The 13606-nt window shown below is 70.2% G+C and carries 14 protein-coding genes and 1 tRNA gene; 7 read left to right on the plus strand and 8 right to left on the minus strand.

All coding sequences use genetic code 11. The features are described 5' to 3' along the window. Nucleotides 1–335: 335 nt before the first annotated feature. Both ACH54P_RS27650 and ACH54P_RS27655 read right to left on the minus strand, forming a co-directional pair. Entirely contained in the window at nt 336–506 is a 171-nt protein-coding gene (locus ACH54P_RS27650; RefSeq protein ID WP_489906256.1) for a hypothetical protein, read from the minus strand. A gap of 718 nt (nt 507–1224) precedes the next feature. After that, nucleotides 1225–1300 (minus strand) — tRNA-Lys (locus ACH54P_RS27655). Between the two features lie 111 nt (nt 1301–1411). On the opposite strand from ACH54P_RS27655, the gene ACH54P_RS27660 reads away from it, so the two are divergent. Next, the gene (locus tag ACH54P_RS27660; protein ID WP_489906257.1) at nt 1412–1957 is read left to right on the plus strand and encodes an AAA family ATPase; all 546 of its coding nucleotides are present in this window, start codon (nt 1412–1414) and stop codon (nt 1955–1957) included. 54 nt (nt 1958–2011) lie between these two features. Here ACH54P_RS27660 and ACH54P_RS27665 read toward each other — a convergent pair whose 3' ends face one another. Continuing rightward, nucleotides 2012–2857, minus strand: a complete 846-nt coding sequence (locus tag ACH54P_RS27665) for a COG1361 family protein (RefSeq protein ID WP_489906258.1) — start codon at nt 2855–2857, stop codon at nt 2012–2014. Nucleotides 2858–3067: 210 nt separating this feature from the next. Here ACH54P_RS27665 and ACH54P_RS27670 point away from each other — a divergent pair, with 210 nt between their 5' ends. Beyond that, a complete protein-coding gene (locus ACH54P_RS27670) occupies nt 3068–3610 on the plus strand; it encodes a DinB family protein (RefSeq protein WP_489906259.1) in 543 nt (180 codons plus the stop codon). Nucleotides 3611–3614: 4 nt separating this feature from the next. Here ACH54P_RS27670 and ACH54P_RS27675 read toward each other — a convergent pair whose 3' ends face one another. Next, nucleotides 3615–4247, minus strand: a complete 633-nt coding sequence (locus ACH54P_RS27675) for a TMEM175 family protein (protein WP_489906260.1) — start codon at nt 4245–4247, stop codon at nt 3615–3617. 68 nt (nt 4248–4315) lie between these two features. Between ACH54P_RS27675 and ACH54P_RS27680 the strand changes: the two genes are divergently transcribed. Together ACH54P_RS27680 and ACH54P_RS27685 are read left to right on the plus strand one after the other, a co-directional pair. Then, a complete protein-coding gene (locus tag ACH54P_RS27680; RefSeq protein WP_489906261.1) occupies nt 4316–5749 on the plus strand; it encodes a nitrosuccinate lyase in 1434 nt (477 codons plus the stop codon). Between the two features lie 252 nt (nt 5750–6001). Further along, nucleotides 6002–6991 carry an SCO0930 family lipoprotein gene (locus ACH54P_RS27685; protein ID WP_489906262.1) on the plus strand — a complete coding sequence of 330 codons (990 nt, stop codon included), beginning with the start codon at nt 6002–6004 and terminating at the stop codon, nt 6989–6991. 15 nt (nt 6992–7006) lie between these two features. Here the strand turns inward: ACH54P_RS27685 and ACH54P_RS27690 are convergent, their stop codons facing one another. Then, nucleotides 7007–7648, minus strand: a complete 642-nt coding sequence (locus ACH54P_RS27690; protein WP_489906263.1) for a DUF4383 domain-containing protein — start codon at nt 7646–7648, stop codon at nt 7007–7009. 190 nt (nt 7649–7838) lie between these two features. Between ACH54P_RS27690 and ACH54P_RS27695 the strand changes: the two genes are divergently transcribed. Continuing rightward, entirely contained in the window at nt 7839–8741 is a 903-nt protein-coding gene (locus ACH54P_RS27695; protein WP_489906264.1) for a serine hydrolase, read from the plus strand. 15 nt (nt 8742–8756) lie between these two features. Here ACH54P_RS27695 and ACH54P_RS27700 read toward each other — a convergent pair whose 3' ends face one another. Both ACH54P_RS27700 and ACH54P_RS27705 read right to left on the minus strand, forming a co-directional pair. Further along, nucleotides 8757–9965, minus strand: a complete 1209-nt coding sequence (locus tag ACH54P_RS27700; protein WP_489906265.1) for an alpha/beta hydrolase — start codon at nt 9963–9965, stop codon at nt 8757–8759. A gap of 156 nt (nt 9966–10121) precedes the next feature. Further along, nucleotides 10122–11084, minus strand: coding sequence for an alpha/beta hydrolase (locus ACH54P_RS27705; RefSeq protein ID WP_489906266.1), 963 nt, complete (start codon nt 11082–11084; stop codon nt 10122–10124). 153 nt (nt 11085–11237) lie between these two features. Between ACH54P_RS27705 and ACH54P_RS27710 the strand changes: the two genes are divergently transcribed. Next, the gene (locus ACH54P_RS27710; RefSeq protein WP_489906267.1) at nt 11238–11687 is read left to right on the plus strand and encodes a MarR family winged helix-turn-helix transcriptional regulator; all 450 of its coding nucleotides are present in this window, start codon (nt 11238–11240) and stop codon (nt 11685–11687) included. A gap of 37 nt (nt 11688–11724) precedes the next feature. Then, nucleotides 11725–12567, plus strand: coding sequence for an SAM-dependent methyltransferase (locus ACH54P_RS27715; protein ID WP_489916666.1), 843 nt, complete (start codon nt 11725–11727; stop codon nt 12565–12567). Here the strand turns inward: ACH54P_RS27715 and ACH54P_RS27720 are convergent. Beyond that, a complete protein-coding gene (locus ACH54P_RS27720; RefSeq protein WP_489906268.1) occupies nt 12564–13592 on the minus strand; it encodes a patatin-like phospholipase family protein in 1029 nt (342 codons plus the stop codon). The two genes, ACH54P_RS27715 and ACH54P_RS27720, sit on opposite strands and share 4 nt — an antisense overlap. Between the last annotated feature and the right edge of the window lie 14 nt (nt 13593–13606).

Consider the following 13606-nt stretch of genomic DNA (forward strand, 5'->3'; position numbering starts at 1 on the left):
CGATGGCACCGACCTGCCGACGGTCCGCGCGGACACCTCAGTGCATCTACGCGACATCAACTGCGCTCCCCTGCTGTTCCTTGGTCCGGACGAGTCGCTCCCAGCCAGTACCGAGTGCCGGCCGGAGCCCGTCTCACGGGCCCGGGGGTCTGGCGACTGCACCCGCACACACTCGTACTGCCGCCATGCATCCTGCCTTCTCGGCCCACCCGTGCACGGCATAACGACGTTGCCGTCCCGATCGGCAACATCAGCCCTCACGCCACCTTCCGGCGGTGAACTGGGAAAACGTTCAAACGCACGCCGTTGAGGCGGAACGGGTGCCCCGGATTTGCTCAGCGCACCTTCTTCGGCTGGTCCGGCTCGTCACCGTCCGAGCCGGCTGGGCCGAGGAGCCGGTTGGCGATCTCGGCGGCAACCAACCCGGAACCGCCGACCACGGTCAGCGCAGTCTGAGCGCTCACGCCCCAGACGAGCAGCGCCACGACCGACGCAAGGACGAACACCAGGATCCGGAATCGCTGACGTCCGGGCGGGGCCGAACGCCGCCGATGAGTTACCGCATACAAGGTCCACATATGAGGGTTCCTGTTCTCCGCATCGTCCGGACAAGGTGCGCGGCGCCGGGCGTAATACGAACTGCCTCCACTGAAGCTGTCGTCGGCTCGATCCGCGGGGTCGGTGTTGATGACTGCGACCTCACCCCGCGCCGACACGCTCCGTGCGCCGCGGTTCGATCGTGCCCCGCGATCGCTTCGAGAAGCGAGACCCGCACGTTGCCGGCAGTGACCCGCAACATCCCCCCTGTCGTCAGGTGGACGCCGAGTGATCGGCAATATCGGGCATCGCCGCGGCGCAAACATCGGTTCAGCTCCCCGGCTGTCGACTCCGGCGACGGTCCCGACACCCGCCTTCGACCACGCCGCGACGATGTTTCCGCAGGTGAACGCGTTGTTGCCAAGTCGCGGAAACGACAAAGCAACTTCCGAGGCTTGGCCCTGAACGCCGATCCGGCAACACTGGAGCCCGAGCACGTCGCTACGTCGCGCTCGACTGCGAGGCCCCGTTCGACGGTCCGGACGAGTCCCTCATTCACGGTCGGGAGGATGCCGGTCGCCGCTCTCCCGCTGTTCAGAGCGCTCTGCGCGCCCCCGCAAGATCACGTCATGGTCCACGTGATCAGCAGACGCGGACAGCTCCGCGGGTCAGCGAGGTTGTCGATCTTGGTGGGCCGCCTGGGGCTCGAACCCAGAACCTACGGATTAAAAGTCCGCAGCTCTACCAATTGAGCTAACGGCCCGCGCCCCCAGTTTAGCCAGGCCCCCGTCACCCTCCCGCACACCGGGTCCGGCTGAGGCCGCCCGGAAGGTCAAGACTGGTTCTCGCCGGGCGCGCCGCCCATGATGCGTCCATGCCCTCCACACCTGGTTCGCTGCTGATCCTCACCGGGCCGCCCGGTGCCGGGAAGTCCACCGTCGCGCGGCTGGTCACCGAAAACGCGTCGCGGCCGGCCGTGCACCTGCACACCGACAGCTTCTACGTCTGGATCCGGACCGGCTTCGTCCCGCCGTACCTGCCCGAAGCCGCCGGTCAGAACGAGGTCGTGCTCGGGGTGATCGCCGAGGCCGCGTGTGGCTACGCACGCGGCGGCTACGACGTCGTCCTCGATGGGATCATCGGCCCCTGGGCGCTGGAGCCCTTCCGTGACACCGCGAAGCGGGACGGTCTGGACCTCTTCTACGTCGTGCTGCGGCCGACTCTCGAAGTCACCCTCGCTCGCGGGACCGCGCGCGAAGGCCGGGAGCTCACCGAGGTCGAACCCATCACGGGGATGCACGGCGCGTTCGCCGCGCTGGGCGAGCTCGAAGGGAACGTCATGGACACGACGGAGCAGACCGTCGAGGAAACCGCCGACGCCGTGCGGCGCCGGGCCCGCTCGGCGGAGTTCGCGCTCTGACGTTCCTCTGTGGACGAACGCGCGGGGCCCGGCCGGGCCCCGCGCGTCAGATCGTCAGCACTGCACGTAGAGGCCGGTGTAGGCCGTGCACTTCTTCGACGCCGTGTCGTTGGCCGTGTTCGGGTCGGCCGGCGTGCTCGCCGCTCGCTGGGCCGTGGCCGTGAACGCGCCCCAGGCGAAGAACCCGCTCTCCGAGGAGAACTTCGCCGTCGCCGAGGCACCCGGGGCCAGGGTGCCGATCGTGCAGGTCAGAGCGGCTCCCGAGCGGGTGCAGCCGGTCATCGACGCGATCGTGCGGTTCGACCCCGGGTTGGCCGTCACGCGGACGCCGGTCGCGGTGGCCGGGCCCGTGTTCGACACCGTGATCACGTAGTCGACGCGGGCGACCAGGCCCGCGCGCGGGGTGGCCGTCAGCGCGACCTTGACGTCGGCCTTGTCCGGCGCGGCGATCGTGACGGCCGGGCCGTCTTCGACGCCGAACGCGTAGTTGTCGCCCGCGAACTGGTGCTGCAGCGTGAACTGGCCGGGCTGGACGTCCTCCTGGACGCGGAAGGTGAACGTCACCGTCCGGCTCTCGCCCGCGGCCAGGTCGCCGACGCCGCCGCGGAAGCTGCTGAGGTACTGGTCGCACGCGATCGCGCCGGTGCAGGAGACGAGGTCCACCAGGTCGACGACCGGCTTTTCCTTGGCGTAGAGCGCCGCCTTCGCGCCGGTGACGGTGAAGTCCGTCGGGTTGTACAGCTGCTCGGTGACCGTGAACGTGTCGCCCGCGCGCACGGTGGTCGTGTTGACGTCGACCGCGCTCGTGGGCGGGGCCGCGGCCGCGACGGCGGGCGCCGCGAACAGAACGGCGGTGGTCAGCGCGGCCAGCACGGCGGTTCTTCGACCGGTTCGCTGCATAGTCGTGATCTCCTGGTTCCGGACCGAGGGTGCGCTCCGACCGTGGGGACAGGCGTGCGCAGCAGGGGTGACGAAGATCAGATCGGCGCGGTCCAAGATTCGTTACCGGGTTCGGGAAACCGTGTCTGAACTGGGGTTTCGAGCCGGTTGCCCGGTCACCGGCCCCGCCGGCGAACCGAAATTGTCGGACCCCTGTGGCACGCTCCGCACATGACCGAACACACCACCCCGGTGGCGGCTCCGCCCCGCTTGACCGGCCCCCGGGTCGACCCGACGCCGGTGGCGGGCGAGCGGCAGGCCCTCACCGAGAGTCTCGACTACTACCGGCGCACCTTCGAGCTGAAGTGCGCCGGCCTGGACCCGGCGCGGCTGTCCGAACGCTCGGTACCACCGTCGACGCTGACCCTGCACGGACTGCTGCGGCACCTCACCGGCGTCGAACGCTGGTGGTTCCGGATCCAGTTCGCGGGCGAGGACGTCCCGAACCTGTACTACTCCGACGACGACCCGGAACAGGACTTCACCGCGCTGAACGGTGACGTCGGCGAAGCGTTCTCGTTGTGGCAGGCCGAATGCGAGCGTTCCCGGGAGATCGTCACGGCGAGCCCGCTCGATCAGACCGGTACCCGGATCAGCACCGGCGAACCGTTCACCCTGCGCTGGCTGATGCTGCGCATGATCGGCGAGTACGCCCGGCACATCGGGCAAGCCGACCTGATCCGAGAGCGGATCGACGGCGCGACCGGCGAATAGCGGCTCAGGCTTCCGCCGTCCGGCGGCGGAACCGGAAGAGGAGGTTGACCACGAGGGGAATGACGATCCAGCAGGCGTAGGCCCATTGCGTGAAGAAGGCGACCGGGATCGAGACGGCGAAGGCGATCGCCATCGTGCCGACCCCGCGGTAGACCGTGCCGAAGAGCTCCGGCGGGGTGTCCGCGCGGTAGAGGTGGTGCCGCTGGATCTGACGGGCCATCAGGAGGAACAACGTCAGCGCGACGACCTGCACGAGTGCGTAGAAGACGAAGCGGAATTCGAACGCGCCGTCTTCGGCGATCACCTTGGTGGCGAAGGGCATGATCACCTGCGTCAGCAGCCAGCCGAAGCTGAGCTGGATCAGGCCGCCGCCCAGTGTGGTGACGTAGTGGAAGAGGCGGTGGTGGGCACGCCAGTGGCCGCCGATCACCGCGAAGCTGATCAGGAAGGAGATGTATTCGGACTGGTGATCACCGAGTGAACGCAGCAGTTCGGCGCTGGTGGCGCCCTCCGGCAGCGGCAGCTCGAGCGCGAGCAGGGTGATCGCGATGGCCACGACGGCTTCCGAGAAGAACGTGAGCCGCTCGGCGGCGATCGCGCGGGCTTCGGTGTCTTCCGTGGACGTGGCGCTAGTCATGGCCGGAGAGCGTGCCAGAACCGGCTGCGTGGCCGCCGGCGAGGGCGGACGCGTGCGATGCTGACGCCATGACCGTCGACCCCGACTCCGGGCTCCTTTCCCCCGTGCGGGCCGGTACTCCGGCCGAAGCGTCGACCGGCGACGCGGCTTGGTTGCGCGCCATGCTCGACGCCGAGGCGGCGCTCGCGAGAGCGCAGGCGCGGCTCGGAACGGTGCCGTCCGAGGCCGCGGACGCGATCACGGAGGCGGCGGGCAGTGCGCGGATCGACGTCGTCGAGCTGGCGCGCGGGTCGCGGGCGACGGCGAACCCGGTCGTCGGCCTGGTCAAGGCGCTGACGTCGGCCGTCGGCGAGATCGCGCCCGACGCGGCCGAGTACGTGCACCGCGGCTCGACCAGCCAGGACATCTTCGACACGGCGATGATGCTGGTCGCCGACCGGACGCTGCGGCCGCTCGTCGCGGACCTCGACGCCACGGCCGAGGCGCTGGCCGAGCTGGCGCGCGCACACCGGGACACGACGATGGCCGGGCGGACGCTGACGGCGCACGCGGTGCCGACGACGTTCGGGCTCAAGGCCGCGGGCTGGCGGCAGCTGGTGCTGGACGCGGCCGTCCGGATCCGGCGCGTGCTCGACGGCGGGCTGCCGGTGTCACTCGGCGGCGCGGCCGGAACGCTGGCGGCGTACGTCGAGTACGCGCGCCTCGCCGACGAGGGCGGGGGCGGGGGCGGGGGCGGGGGCGGGGGCGACTATGCGGAACGCCTGACCGCCGCGTTCGCCGAGGAGACGGGGCTGGCCGCGCCGGTGCTGCCGTGGCATTCGCTGCGGACGCCGGTCGTGGACCTCGCGAGCGCGCTCGCGTTCACGGCCGGCGCGCTGGGGAAGCTGGCCGTCGACGTCGCGACGCTCACCCGGACCGAGCTGGGCGAGGTCACCGAACCGGCCGCCGATGGCCGGGGCGGCTCGTCGGCGATGCCGCACAAACGGAACCCCGTGCTCGCGACGCTGATCCGGTCGGCCGCGCTGCAGGTGCCGGTGCTGGCCGCGGGGGTCACGCAGTCGATGCTGACCGAGGACGAGCGCTCGGCCGGGGTCTGGCACGCCGAGTGGCAGCTGATCCGCGAGTGCCTCCGGCTGACCGGCGGCGCCGCGCACACCGCCGCCGAGCTGGCGCGCGGGCTCACGGCGCAGCCGGACCGGATGCGGGCGAACCTGGCGTCGACGCACGGGCTGATCGTCTCCGAACGGCTCTCCGCCGTCCTCGCGCCGCTGCTCGGCAAGGCGAAGGCCAAGGAACTGCTGGGCGAGGCGTCGCAGCGAGCGGTGCGCGAAGACCGGCCGCTCCGGGAGGTGCTGGACGAGCTCCCCGCGATCACGGAGGTCCTCACCCCGGCCGCACTGGACGACCTGCTCGACCCCGCCGGCTACACCGGCGCGGCGGCCACGCTGGTCGACCGCGCGCTCGGCGGCACCGAGCCGGGCCCGGACGGCGCTTCGGAGTAGTCGGCCGGCACCGCAGACGGGCGACTCCAGCTCCGCACGCCCGGGTGCTGAGGCCAAGGGTGGCTCGTCTCGCACGCCTGGGCGCAGAAGCCGACGGTCCGCAGCTCAGCCGCCCCCGTCTGCCACCCGTCCGGCCGCCGGCCGATCCTGGGGAAAATTCTTTGAACCGCCCCCGGCGGGGGTCCGTGTAGTGGGTATCAAGGCAGCCGCACCGAGCGGCGGGAAACCCCAACGGACACAAGGAGAACTTCCATGCTTCGCACGCGCATTGCCGTCTCCGTCGCCGCTGCGGCAGCCGGGTTGGCCATGCTCACCGCTTGCTCGGGTGTCGAGACTGCGCAGCCGGTTGTCGCTCCTGCGGCGGCGGGTGGCACCGGTGGCGGCCAGCTCGGCAACGGCCAGGTGGGCAACGCCGCTCCGGCGTCGAACGAATCCAAACTGGTCGTCGCGGACGTCGCCAGTGTGGGCCAGGTGCTCACCGACCAGAACGGCATGACCCTCTACCGGTTCGACAAGGACACGGCGAAGCCGCCGAAGTCCAACTGCGACGGGGACTGCGCCAAGGCGTGGCCGCCGATGCTGGCCACCGGGGACGTTCAGGTCCAAGGCGTCGACAAGAACCTCGTCGGGAAGGTCACGCGCTCCGACGGCACCGAGCAGATCACCGTCGGCGGGTGGGCGCTCTACCGCTACGCCAAGGACACCAAGGCCGGTGACGCGACCGGTCAGGGCGTCGGCGGGGCCTGGTACGCGGCCAACGCCAAGGGTGGCAAGGCCGGGCAGGCCGCGAGCACCGAAGCCGGCGTCGTCAAGCTGAGCGCCAGCAAGATCGACGGCCTCGGCGACGCGATCGTCGACCAGAACGGCATGACGCTCTACCTGTTCCAGAAGGACACCAAGAAGGCCAAGACGTCCGCCTGCAACGGTGACTGCGCCAAGACCTGGCCTGCCGTCCTCTCGAACGGCAAGGTCGAGCTGCAGGGCATCGACTCGAAGCTGCTCGGCAGCGTCAAGCGCGCCGACGGCACCGAGCAGGTCACGGTCGGCGGCTGGCCGGTCTACACCTTCGCGAAGGACCTGAAGCCGGGCGACGCGAACGGCATGGGCGTCAACGGCACCTGGTTCGTCATCGAGCCCAACGGCTGCAAGGTCGGCACCACCCCCAGCTCCACCGCCAACCAGGCTCCGGCGGCTGACAGTGGAGCGGGGACCAGCAACTCCTCCGGTGGCACCACCTACTGAGCCACCCCGAAACTGCTAGTGGGCGAGGCCCGGCGGACGCTCTTCACGAGTGACCTCCGGGCCTCGCCCCTTGTGGTCACGGCGCAGGAACGACCGGCGGCGCGGCTCGTCGGCGACGCGGTCGGTGGTGTCCGTGCGATCGATGCGGTCGGTGTGGTCGGTGCGCTGCTCGACAACCGTCGGCTCGTCGACCGTCTCGTCCTCGGGGACGAGGATGGTGCGGCGGGCCGGCAGGACGGCGATCAGCAGACCGAGGGCGGCGACGCCGAGGTGCAGCCAGGTGTCGGCGGGCCCGAGGTCCATCGGGTTGCCGGCGTTGGCGAACGGGTTGTTCGAGATGAGCCCGTCGATCATCAGGCCCCAGACGAACAAGAGGCCGTAGCCGATGAACAGCAGCCAGCCGAACGTCCGGGCGCGGCCCGAACCGAACGCCAGCAGCAGGCCGACCACGCCGGTCACGACGCGGACGAGGCTCGTGAGCGGGTTGCCGGAGAACCGCCAGAACCCGGCGTCGTTGTGGCCGGCGAAGTTCCCCAAGCCGGTCCTGGTGAACCCGATGATGCCGACCACGAGGAACGCGATCCCGGTCAGCCCGGCCAGCACCTGAGCCGGCTGCAGTCCTTGGACCCGGATGCGTGCGCCTTTCGCGTGAACCATGACTCCAGTCCTTCCCAGCAGGTGGTGACGACCGTCACCGCACCCGGGTACCCAGCCACTACGGGGAGCGAAACGATCCTGCTTGCCCGCAGGACCGCCGGCCGTTCGCGGATCGACCCCGATTCGAGAGCTATCCCACAGATTCACCCGATCCAGCGAACAGCAAGGCGCACTTCCGGCAATCCGGATCATGCGCAAGCTGAGCAGCGTCTTTCTGGTGGGGCTGTGCCTGGGGGCAATCGGCGCGGTGATCGTCACCGCGAGTCATGGCACGAGCGCGGCCACTGAGCCGATCGCGGTCGCAGAAGCCGTGACATCGATGACGGAAACTCCGGACACGGCGGAGCCGGAGCCGGAGCCGACACCCAGTCCGTCGCCGTCCAAGCCGCCCAAGTCCGAGCCGGCCCAGTCCGAGCCCGAGATCGGGGCACAGGTGGACGCCGCCGCGCTGGACCGGCTGGTGCCCGGGGGCAACGTCAGCGCCGTCGTGTTCGACCGCGAGCGCGGCGCGGCGACCGTCTCCGTGCGCGCGGATCGCGGGTACACGTCGGCGTCGCTCGTGAAACTGCTCATCGCCCTCTCCGTGCTCGACCGGGGTGGTCCCACGGCGCAGGTGCAGCGGATGCTGTCCCGCAGCGACGACGCCCTCGCGAGCGAGTTCTGGAGCACCTACGGCGGGCCGGCGATCGTCACGCGCTGGGCCACGAAGCTGGGCCTCACCGGCACGCGGCCGCCCGCGGATCCCGGTCGCTGGGGCGACACGCGGATCACGGCGAAGGACGTCGTGCGGATCTACCAGTACGTGCTCGACCACGCGCCCGCCGCGATCCTCACCGCGCTGAAGGGCGCGACCGAGCGGGGGTCCGACAACTTCCGGCAGTACTTCGGCATCCCGGACGCCGCGGGTGACCGGCCGTGGGCGGTCAAGCAGGGCTGGTCGTGCTGCCGGCCGACGCGGATGCTGCACACCTCGGGCGTGCTCGGCGAAGGCAGCCGCTACATCGTCGTGGTGCTGACCGAACACCCCAGCTCGGTCGACTACGCGACCGGCTCCCGGCGGGTGACGGCGGTCGTCTCCGCGCTGCTCGGCTGAAAGCGCTCCCCCGGCCTACTGGTCCGTGTCCGCCAGGGCCCCGTGCGCCCCGGAGCGGGGCAGGGGCCACGGCAGCACGCCGCCGCTGGTCTCCACCTGGCGCCCGGCCGGGGCCGGGGCCGCCGTGCGCGCGCCGATCCAGGACAGCAGGTCCGGGATCTGGGACTTGAAGGTGTTCATGTTGTGGCCGGCGTCCGGGATCCGCCACGACGAAATCCGCACCGGCTGCCGGGCGGCCGCGCGGATCTGGTCGATCGCGGAACTCTCGTTGTTCTCCTTGGCTCCCGAAATGGCCAGGATTTCCACCGGCGACGGGTGCAGGCGGACGTTGATCTTGACGTTGTTGGCGTCGTTGATGTCCTGCCGCCCGTGGAAGAGGTCTTCGGTCTCCGCGTCGATCTGCGCCTTCTCGTAGCCGCTGACGCTGACCGCCTGGCCGTACCACTGGGGGTGCCGGGTCACCAGGTTCATCGCGCAGTACCCGCCGGACGACCAGCCGGCGATCGTCCAGGCCTGGCGGTTCGCCGAGACGCCGAGCTTGTGCAGCGCCCAGTCGCGCAGGTCCGCCGTCAGGTACGTGTCGTTCGCGGTGCCGTTGACCTCGTCGACGCATTCGGTGTCGTGGCCGACCTTCGGCACGCCCGTCGGGTCCGGGACGATCACCACCGTCGGCGGCAGCACGCGCTTGGCGATCGCCGCGTCGAGCTGCTCCGGCATGTGGTAGCCGCTGGTGAAGACCTCGGGCCCGGACGGGTAGTTCGGGATCCACTCGACGGCCGGGAACCGCAGGTCCTTGTACGCCGCGTCGAAGTACTGCGGGGGCAGGTAGACCGTGACGTCGCGGGTGAGCTTCGTGCGCCGCCCGCTCACCTTCATGTGGACGACGGTTCCCTTGCCTTCGCGAGCGTGCGCGACCCCGGTGTCCCGCAGCTTGTCGAGGTCCTCGCCGTTCTGCGCCGCTTCGGCGTCGGTGCCCTGCGCGGAGTAGACGCCGGTGCCGAGCAGCGAGCCGACCGTCGGGAAGAACCCGCCGATCATGTTGCCCGCCATGCCGGTGGTGACCACGAGGCAGGCGACCGCGAGGAGGATCGTGGCGCTGCGCCACAGCCGCTTGCGCTTCCACCGGTCCCAGAACCACGGGACCGCGATGATCGCGAGCAGCGTCAGCACGACCGCGATGATCATGTTGACCGGCGAATCGAGCCGGATGCTGCTCAGGTGCATGGAACGGTCCTTCCGGGCGGGCAGAAATGCGCGCCCGGATCACGGGAGTCGCGTATATATCACGTTTGACGGACCACGCGCGTTGCGGCCCTGTGACTTCTGTCATAGGGCCGCAACGCGCGTCGGGCTCAGCGTTTTCTCAGTTGCCCCGGGAAATCACTGCTCGAAGGCCCGCGTCAGCACCGTGATGGCCTGGGTGATCGCGGCCTCGGCGGCGTGGGTTTCGCGAAGCGCGTTGACCATCACGAAGTCGTGGATGATCCCCTGGTACCGGACGGCGGTGACGGGCACGCCGGCCTGACGCAGCTTCGCCGCATACGCCTCACCTTCGTCGCGGAGGACGTCGGCCTCGCCGGTGATCACCAGGGCCGGCGGCAGCCCGGCGAGCTCGTCGAGCGACGCGCGCAGCGGCGACGCCGTGATCTCCGCGCGCTGGGCGGGGTCGGTCGTGTACTGGTCCCAGAACCACTTCATGCCCTCGCGGCCGAGGAAGTAGCCCTCGGCGAACTCCAGGTACGACTCGGTGTCGAAGTTCGCGTCGGTCACCGGGTAGAAGAGCACCTGCTGCTTGAAGGTGACGTCGCCGCGCTGCTTGGCCAGCAGGGTCAGCGCCGCGGTCATGTTGCCGCCGACGGAGTCGCCGGCGATCGCGATGCGCGAAGTGTCGAGTCCCTGCTCGGCGCCGTGCTCGGCGACCCACTTCGCGACGGCGTAGCTCTGCTCGATGGCGACCGGGTAGCGCGCCTCCGGCGAGCGGTCGTACTCGGGGAAGACGACGGCGGCACCGACACCGGCCGCCAGCTCGCGCACCAGCCGCTGGTGGGTGTGGAAGTCGCCGAACACCCAGCCGGCGCCGTGGATGTAGACGATCACCGGCAGCGGGCCCTCGACGCCGGCCGGCCGGACGATCCGCGTCTCGACCTCGCCGGTCGGACCGCCGGGGACCTTGACGACCTCGATCGAAGCGTCGGCCATGGCGACGTCGCCGTCCTGGACGCCGTCGACGGCCTTGCGGCCCTCGGCCGGCGGCAGCTGGAACAGGTACGGCGGCTGGTCGGTCGCCTCGGCGAACGCCTGCGCGGCCGGTTCGAGGGCCAGGTTGTGCGGGTTGGCGGTCATGTCGTCCTCCTCGGGTGGAGCAAGCTGGTGCCATGAAGGTAGCTCGCAACTGAGTTGTGCACAACTGAATGACGTCCAATGAGATGCAGGGCACTTAAGTTGCCACGCAGCACCTGGTCGGGGACCATGGAGAGTTACGAGAGAGGAGCCGCCATGGCATCGCTGCGGCTGGACGACCAGCTCTGCTTCGGGCTGTACTCGGCGTCGCGCGCGGTGACGTCGCTGTACCGGGTCGTCCTGGAAGACCTCGACCTGACCTACCCCCAGTACCTGGTCATGCTGGCGCTCTGGGAACAGGACCACCGCCTGGTGAAGGAGCTCGGCGCCGAGCTGAACCTCGATTCGGGCACGCTGTCGCCGCTCCTCAAGCGCCTGCAGACCGCGGGACTGGTGCTCCGGAACCGGCAGGCCGACGACGAGCGCTCGGTCCGCGTCAGCCTGAGCGAGACCGGGAAGGCGTTGCGGGAGAAGGCCGAAGGCATCCCCGCCGTGATCGGGGACGCCATGGGCCTGGACGAAGCCGGCGTGGCCCGGATGCGCGCCGAACTCGACCGGTTGACGCAGTCCGTGAACGCCTATCGGGACGCGTCGGCCCCGGCGTGATCGTTCCCGTGGCAGCATGGACCACGAAGGGATGATCATGATCAACCACGACGACGCGCTCAAGGCCGTCGAAGGCAGCCTCGACCGGCCGTCGGCGGCGCGGATCTACGACTACTTCATCGGCGGCACCACGCACTACGCGATCGACCGCGAGTTCGCCGAGATGGTCCGCAAGCGCCTGCCGCTCATGGGTGAGTACTGCCTGACGAGCCGCCAGTTCCTCGGCCGCGCGGTCCGCGAGTGCGTGCGCGCCGGCATCCGGCAGTTCGTCGACATCGGTTCGGGCCTGCCGACGGCGGGCAACGTCCACGAAGTCGCCGATGACACCAGTACGCAACTCGACACGCGCGTGCTCTACATCGACAACGAGCCCATCGCGCTCGCGCATTCGACGCTGCTGCTCGCCGACACCGCCGACCCGGAGCGCCACCACGCCATCGCCGCGGACTTCCTGCAGCCGGAGGACCTCTGGGAGCGGGTGACCACTTCGGCCATCATCGACGTGCGCGAGCCGATCGCCCTGGTGATCAACGCCGTCATGCACTTCATCAAGGACGAGCAGCACCCCGACGAGCTGCTCGCGTTCTACCGCGACCGGCTGCCGTCCGGCTCGCTGCTCGTGCTCTCCCAGATGACGAACGAGAACCCGGTCAACGAAGACGAGCGGCGGGCGCTGATCGACCTGCTCGAGTACTACGAGACCACGACGAACCCGGGTTTCCTGCGGCCCATGGCCGAGTTCGAACGCTTCTTCGGCGGCTGGCCGATGCTCCCGCCCGGGCTCGTCTACGCGCCGGCGTGGCACCCGGACGAGCACACGGTGTTCGCCGGCTCGCCGTCCGAATCGCGCGTGATCGGCGGCGTCGCGCGCAAGCCCTAAGACGCTTCGCGCAGTTCTTCCAGCACGTCGAGGACGGCGCTCTTGCCCAGGTCGACGGCCTTGCGCAGCACCTCGGGGTCGCGCTCCAGCACCACCACGTCCGGCGACCCGGCGGGCGGGCGGACGCTCAGGATGCGCGGGTCGGACGCCAGGACCTCCTCGTCCTCGACGTCCCGCCGGTAGGTGGCCCGCCAGGCCTCGATCGCGCCGGGCGCCTGGCGGCGCAGGAACCGCGGCACGACGACGTCGTGCACGCGCGGCGGCGGCAGCGGCAGCTCGTCGGCGCGCCGGGTGCGCAGCACCAGGACGTCGGTCGCGTCCTGGGCCAAGGCCGTGCGGTACGGGATCGGCTCGGCCACGCCGGCGTCGACGAACCGGCGGCCCGCCATCGGGATGGGCGGCCCGGCCAGCACCGGCATGCAGGACGACGCGGCGAGCGCGATCTTGATCGCGTCGACGTCGGCCAGAAAGGGGTGCAGGTCGGTCGACGCCCCCGTGTCGGCGTCCGTGGCCAGCGGGTGGAACGTCACCGGGTTGGCCAGGATCGCCGGGAAGTCCATCGGCTCGAGCACCGAATAGACCTGGTGGACGAGGTATTCGAGGTCGATCACCGCCCGGCCGCGCAAGGTGTGCAGCGGGTTGATGATGCGGCGCATGACGACCGGGTTCCACCAGGTCCGCACGCCGGTCGAGGACCGGCCGCAGAGCAGCCAGGCGCCGTTCAGGGCGCCGGCCGACGAGCCGTAGACGGCGTCGAACGCTCGCGTTACACCGAGTTCGTCCAGCGCGAGGACCATGCCGCTGGAGTACGTGCCGCGGCTGCTGCCGCCCTCGATGGCGAGCGCGAGGCGCCTGCCGTCGGTGCGTTCGCCCGGGACGCTGCCCGCCGCCATCCGTTCGGAGATCAGTTCGAGTACCGGGTGCACTCCTCCCATCCTGGTCTTTTCCGTCGATTCGTCGACCCGATTTATCCCACCCGGGTGGGTGAAGTGATGCGCGCCTCGTTGCACTGCAACTCGTTGCATAGCACCCTCCAAGC

The sequence above is a fragment of the Amycolatopsis sp. N2S4-7 genome, from assembly GCF_058119595.1.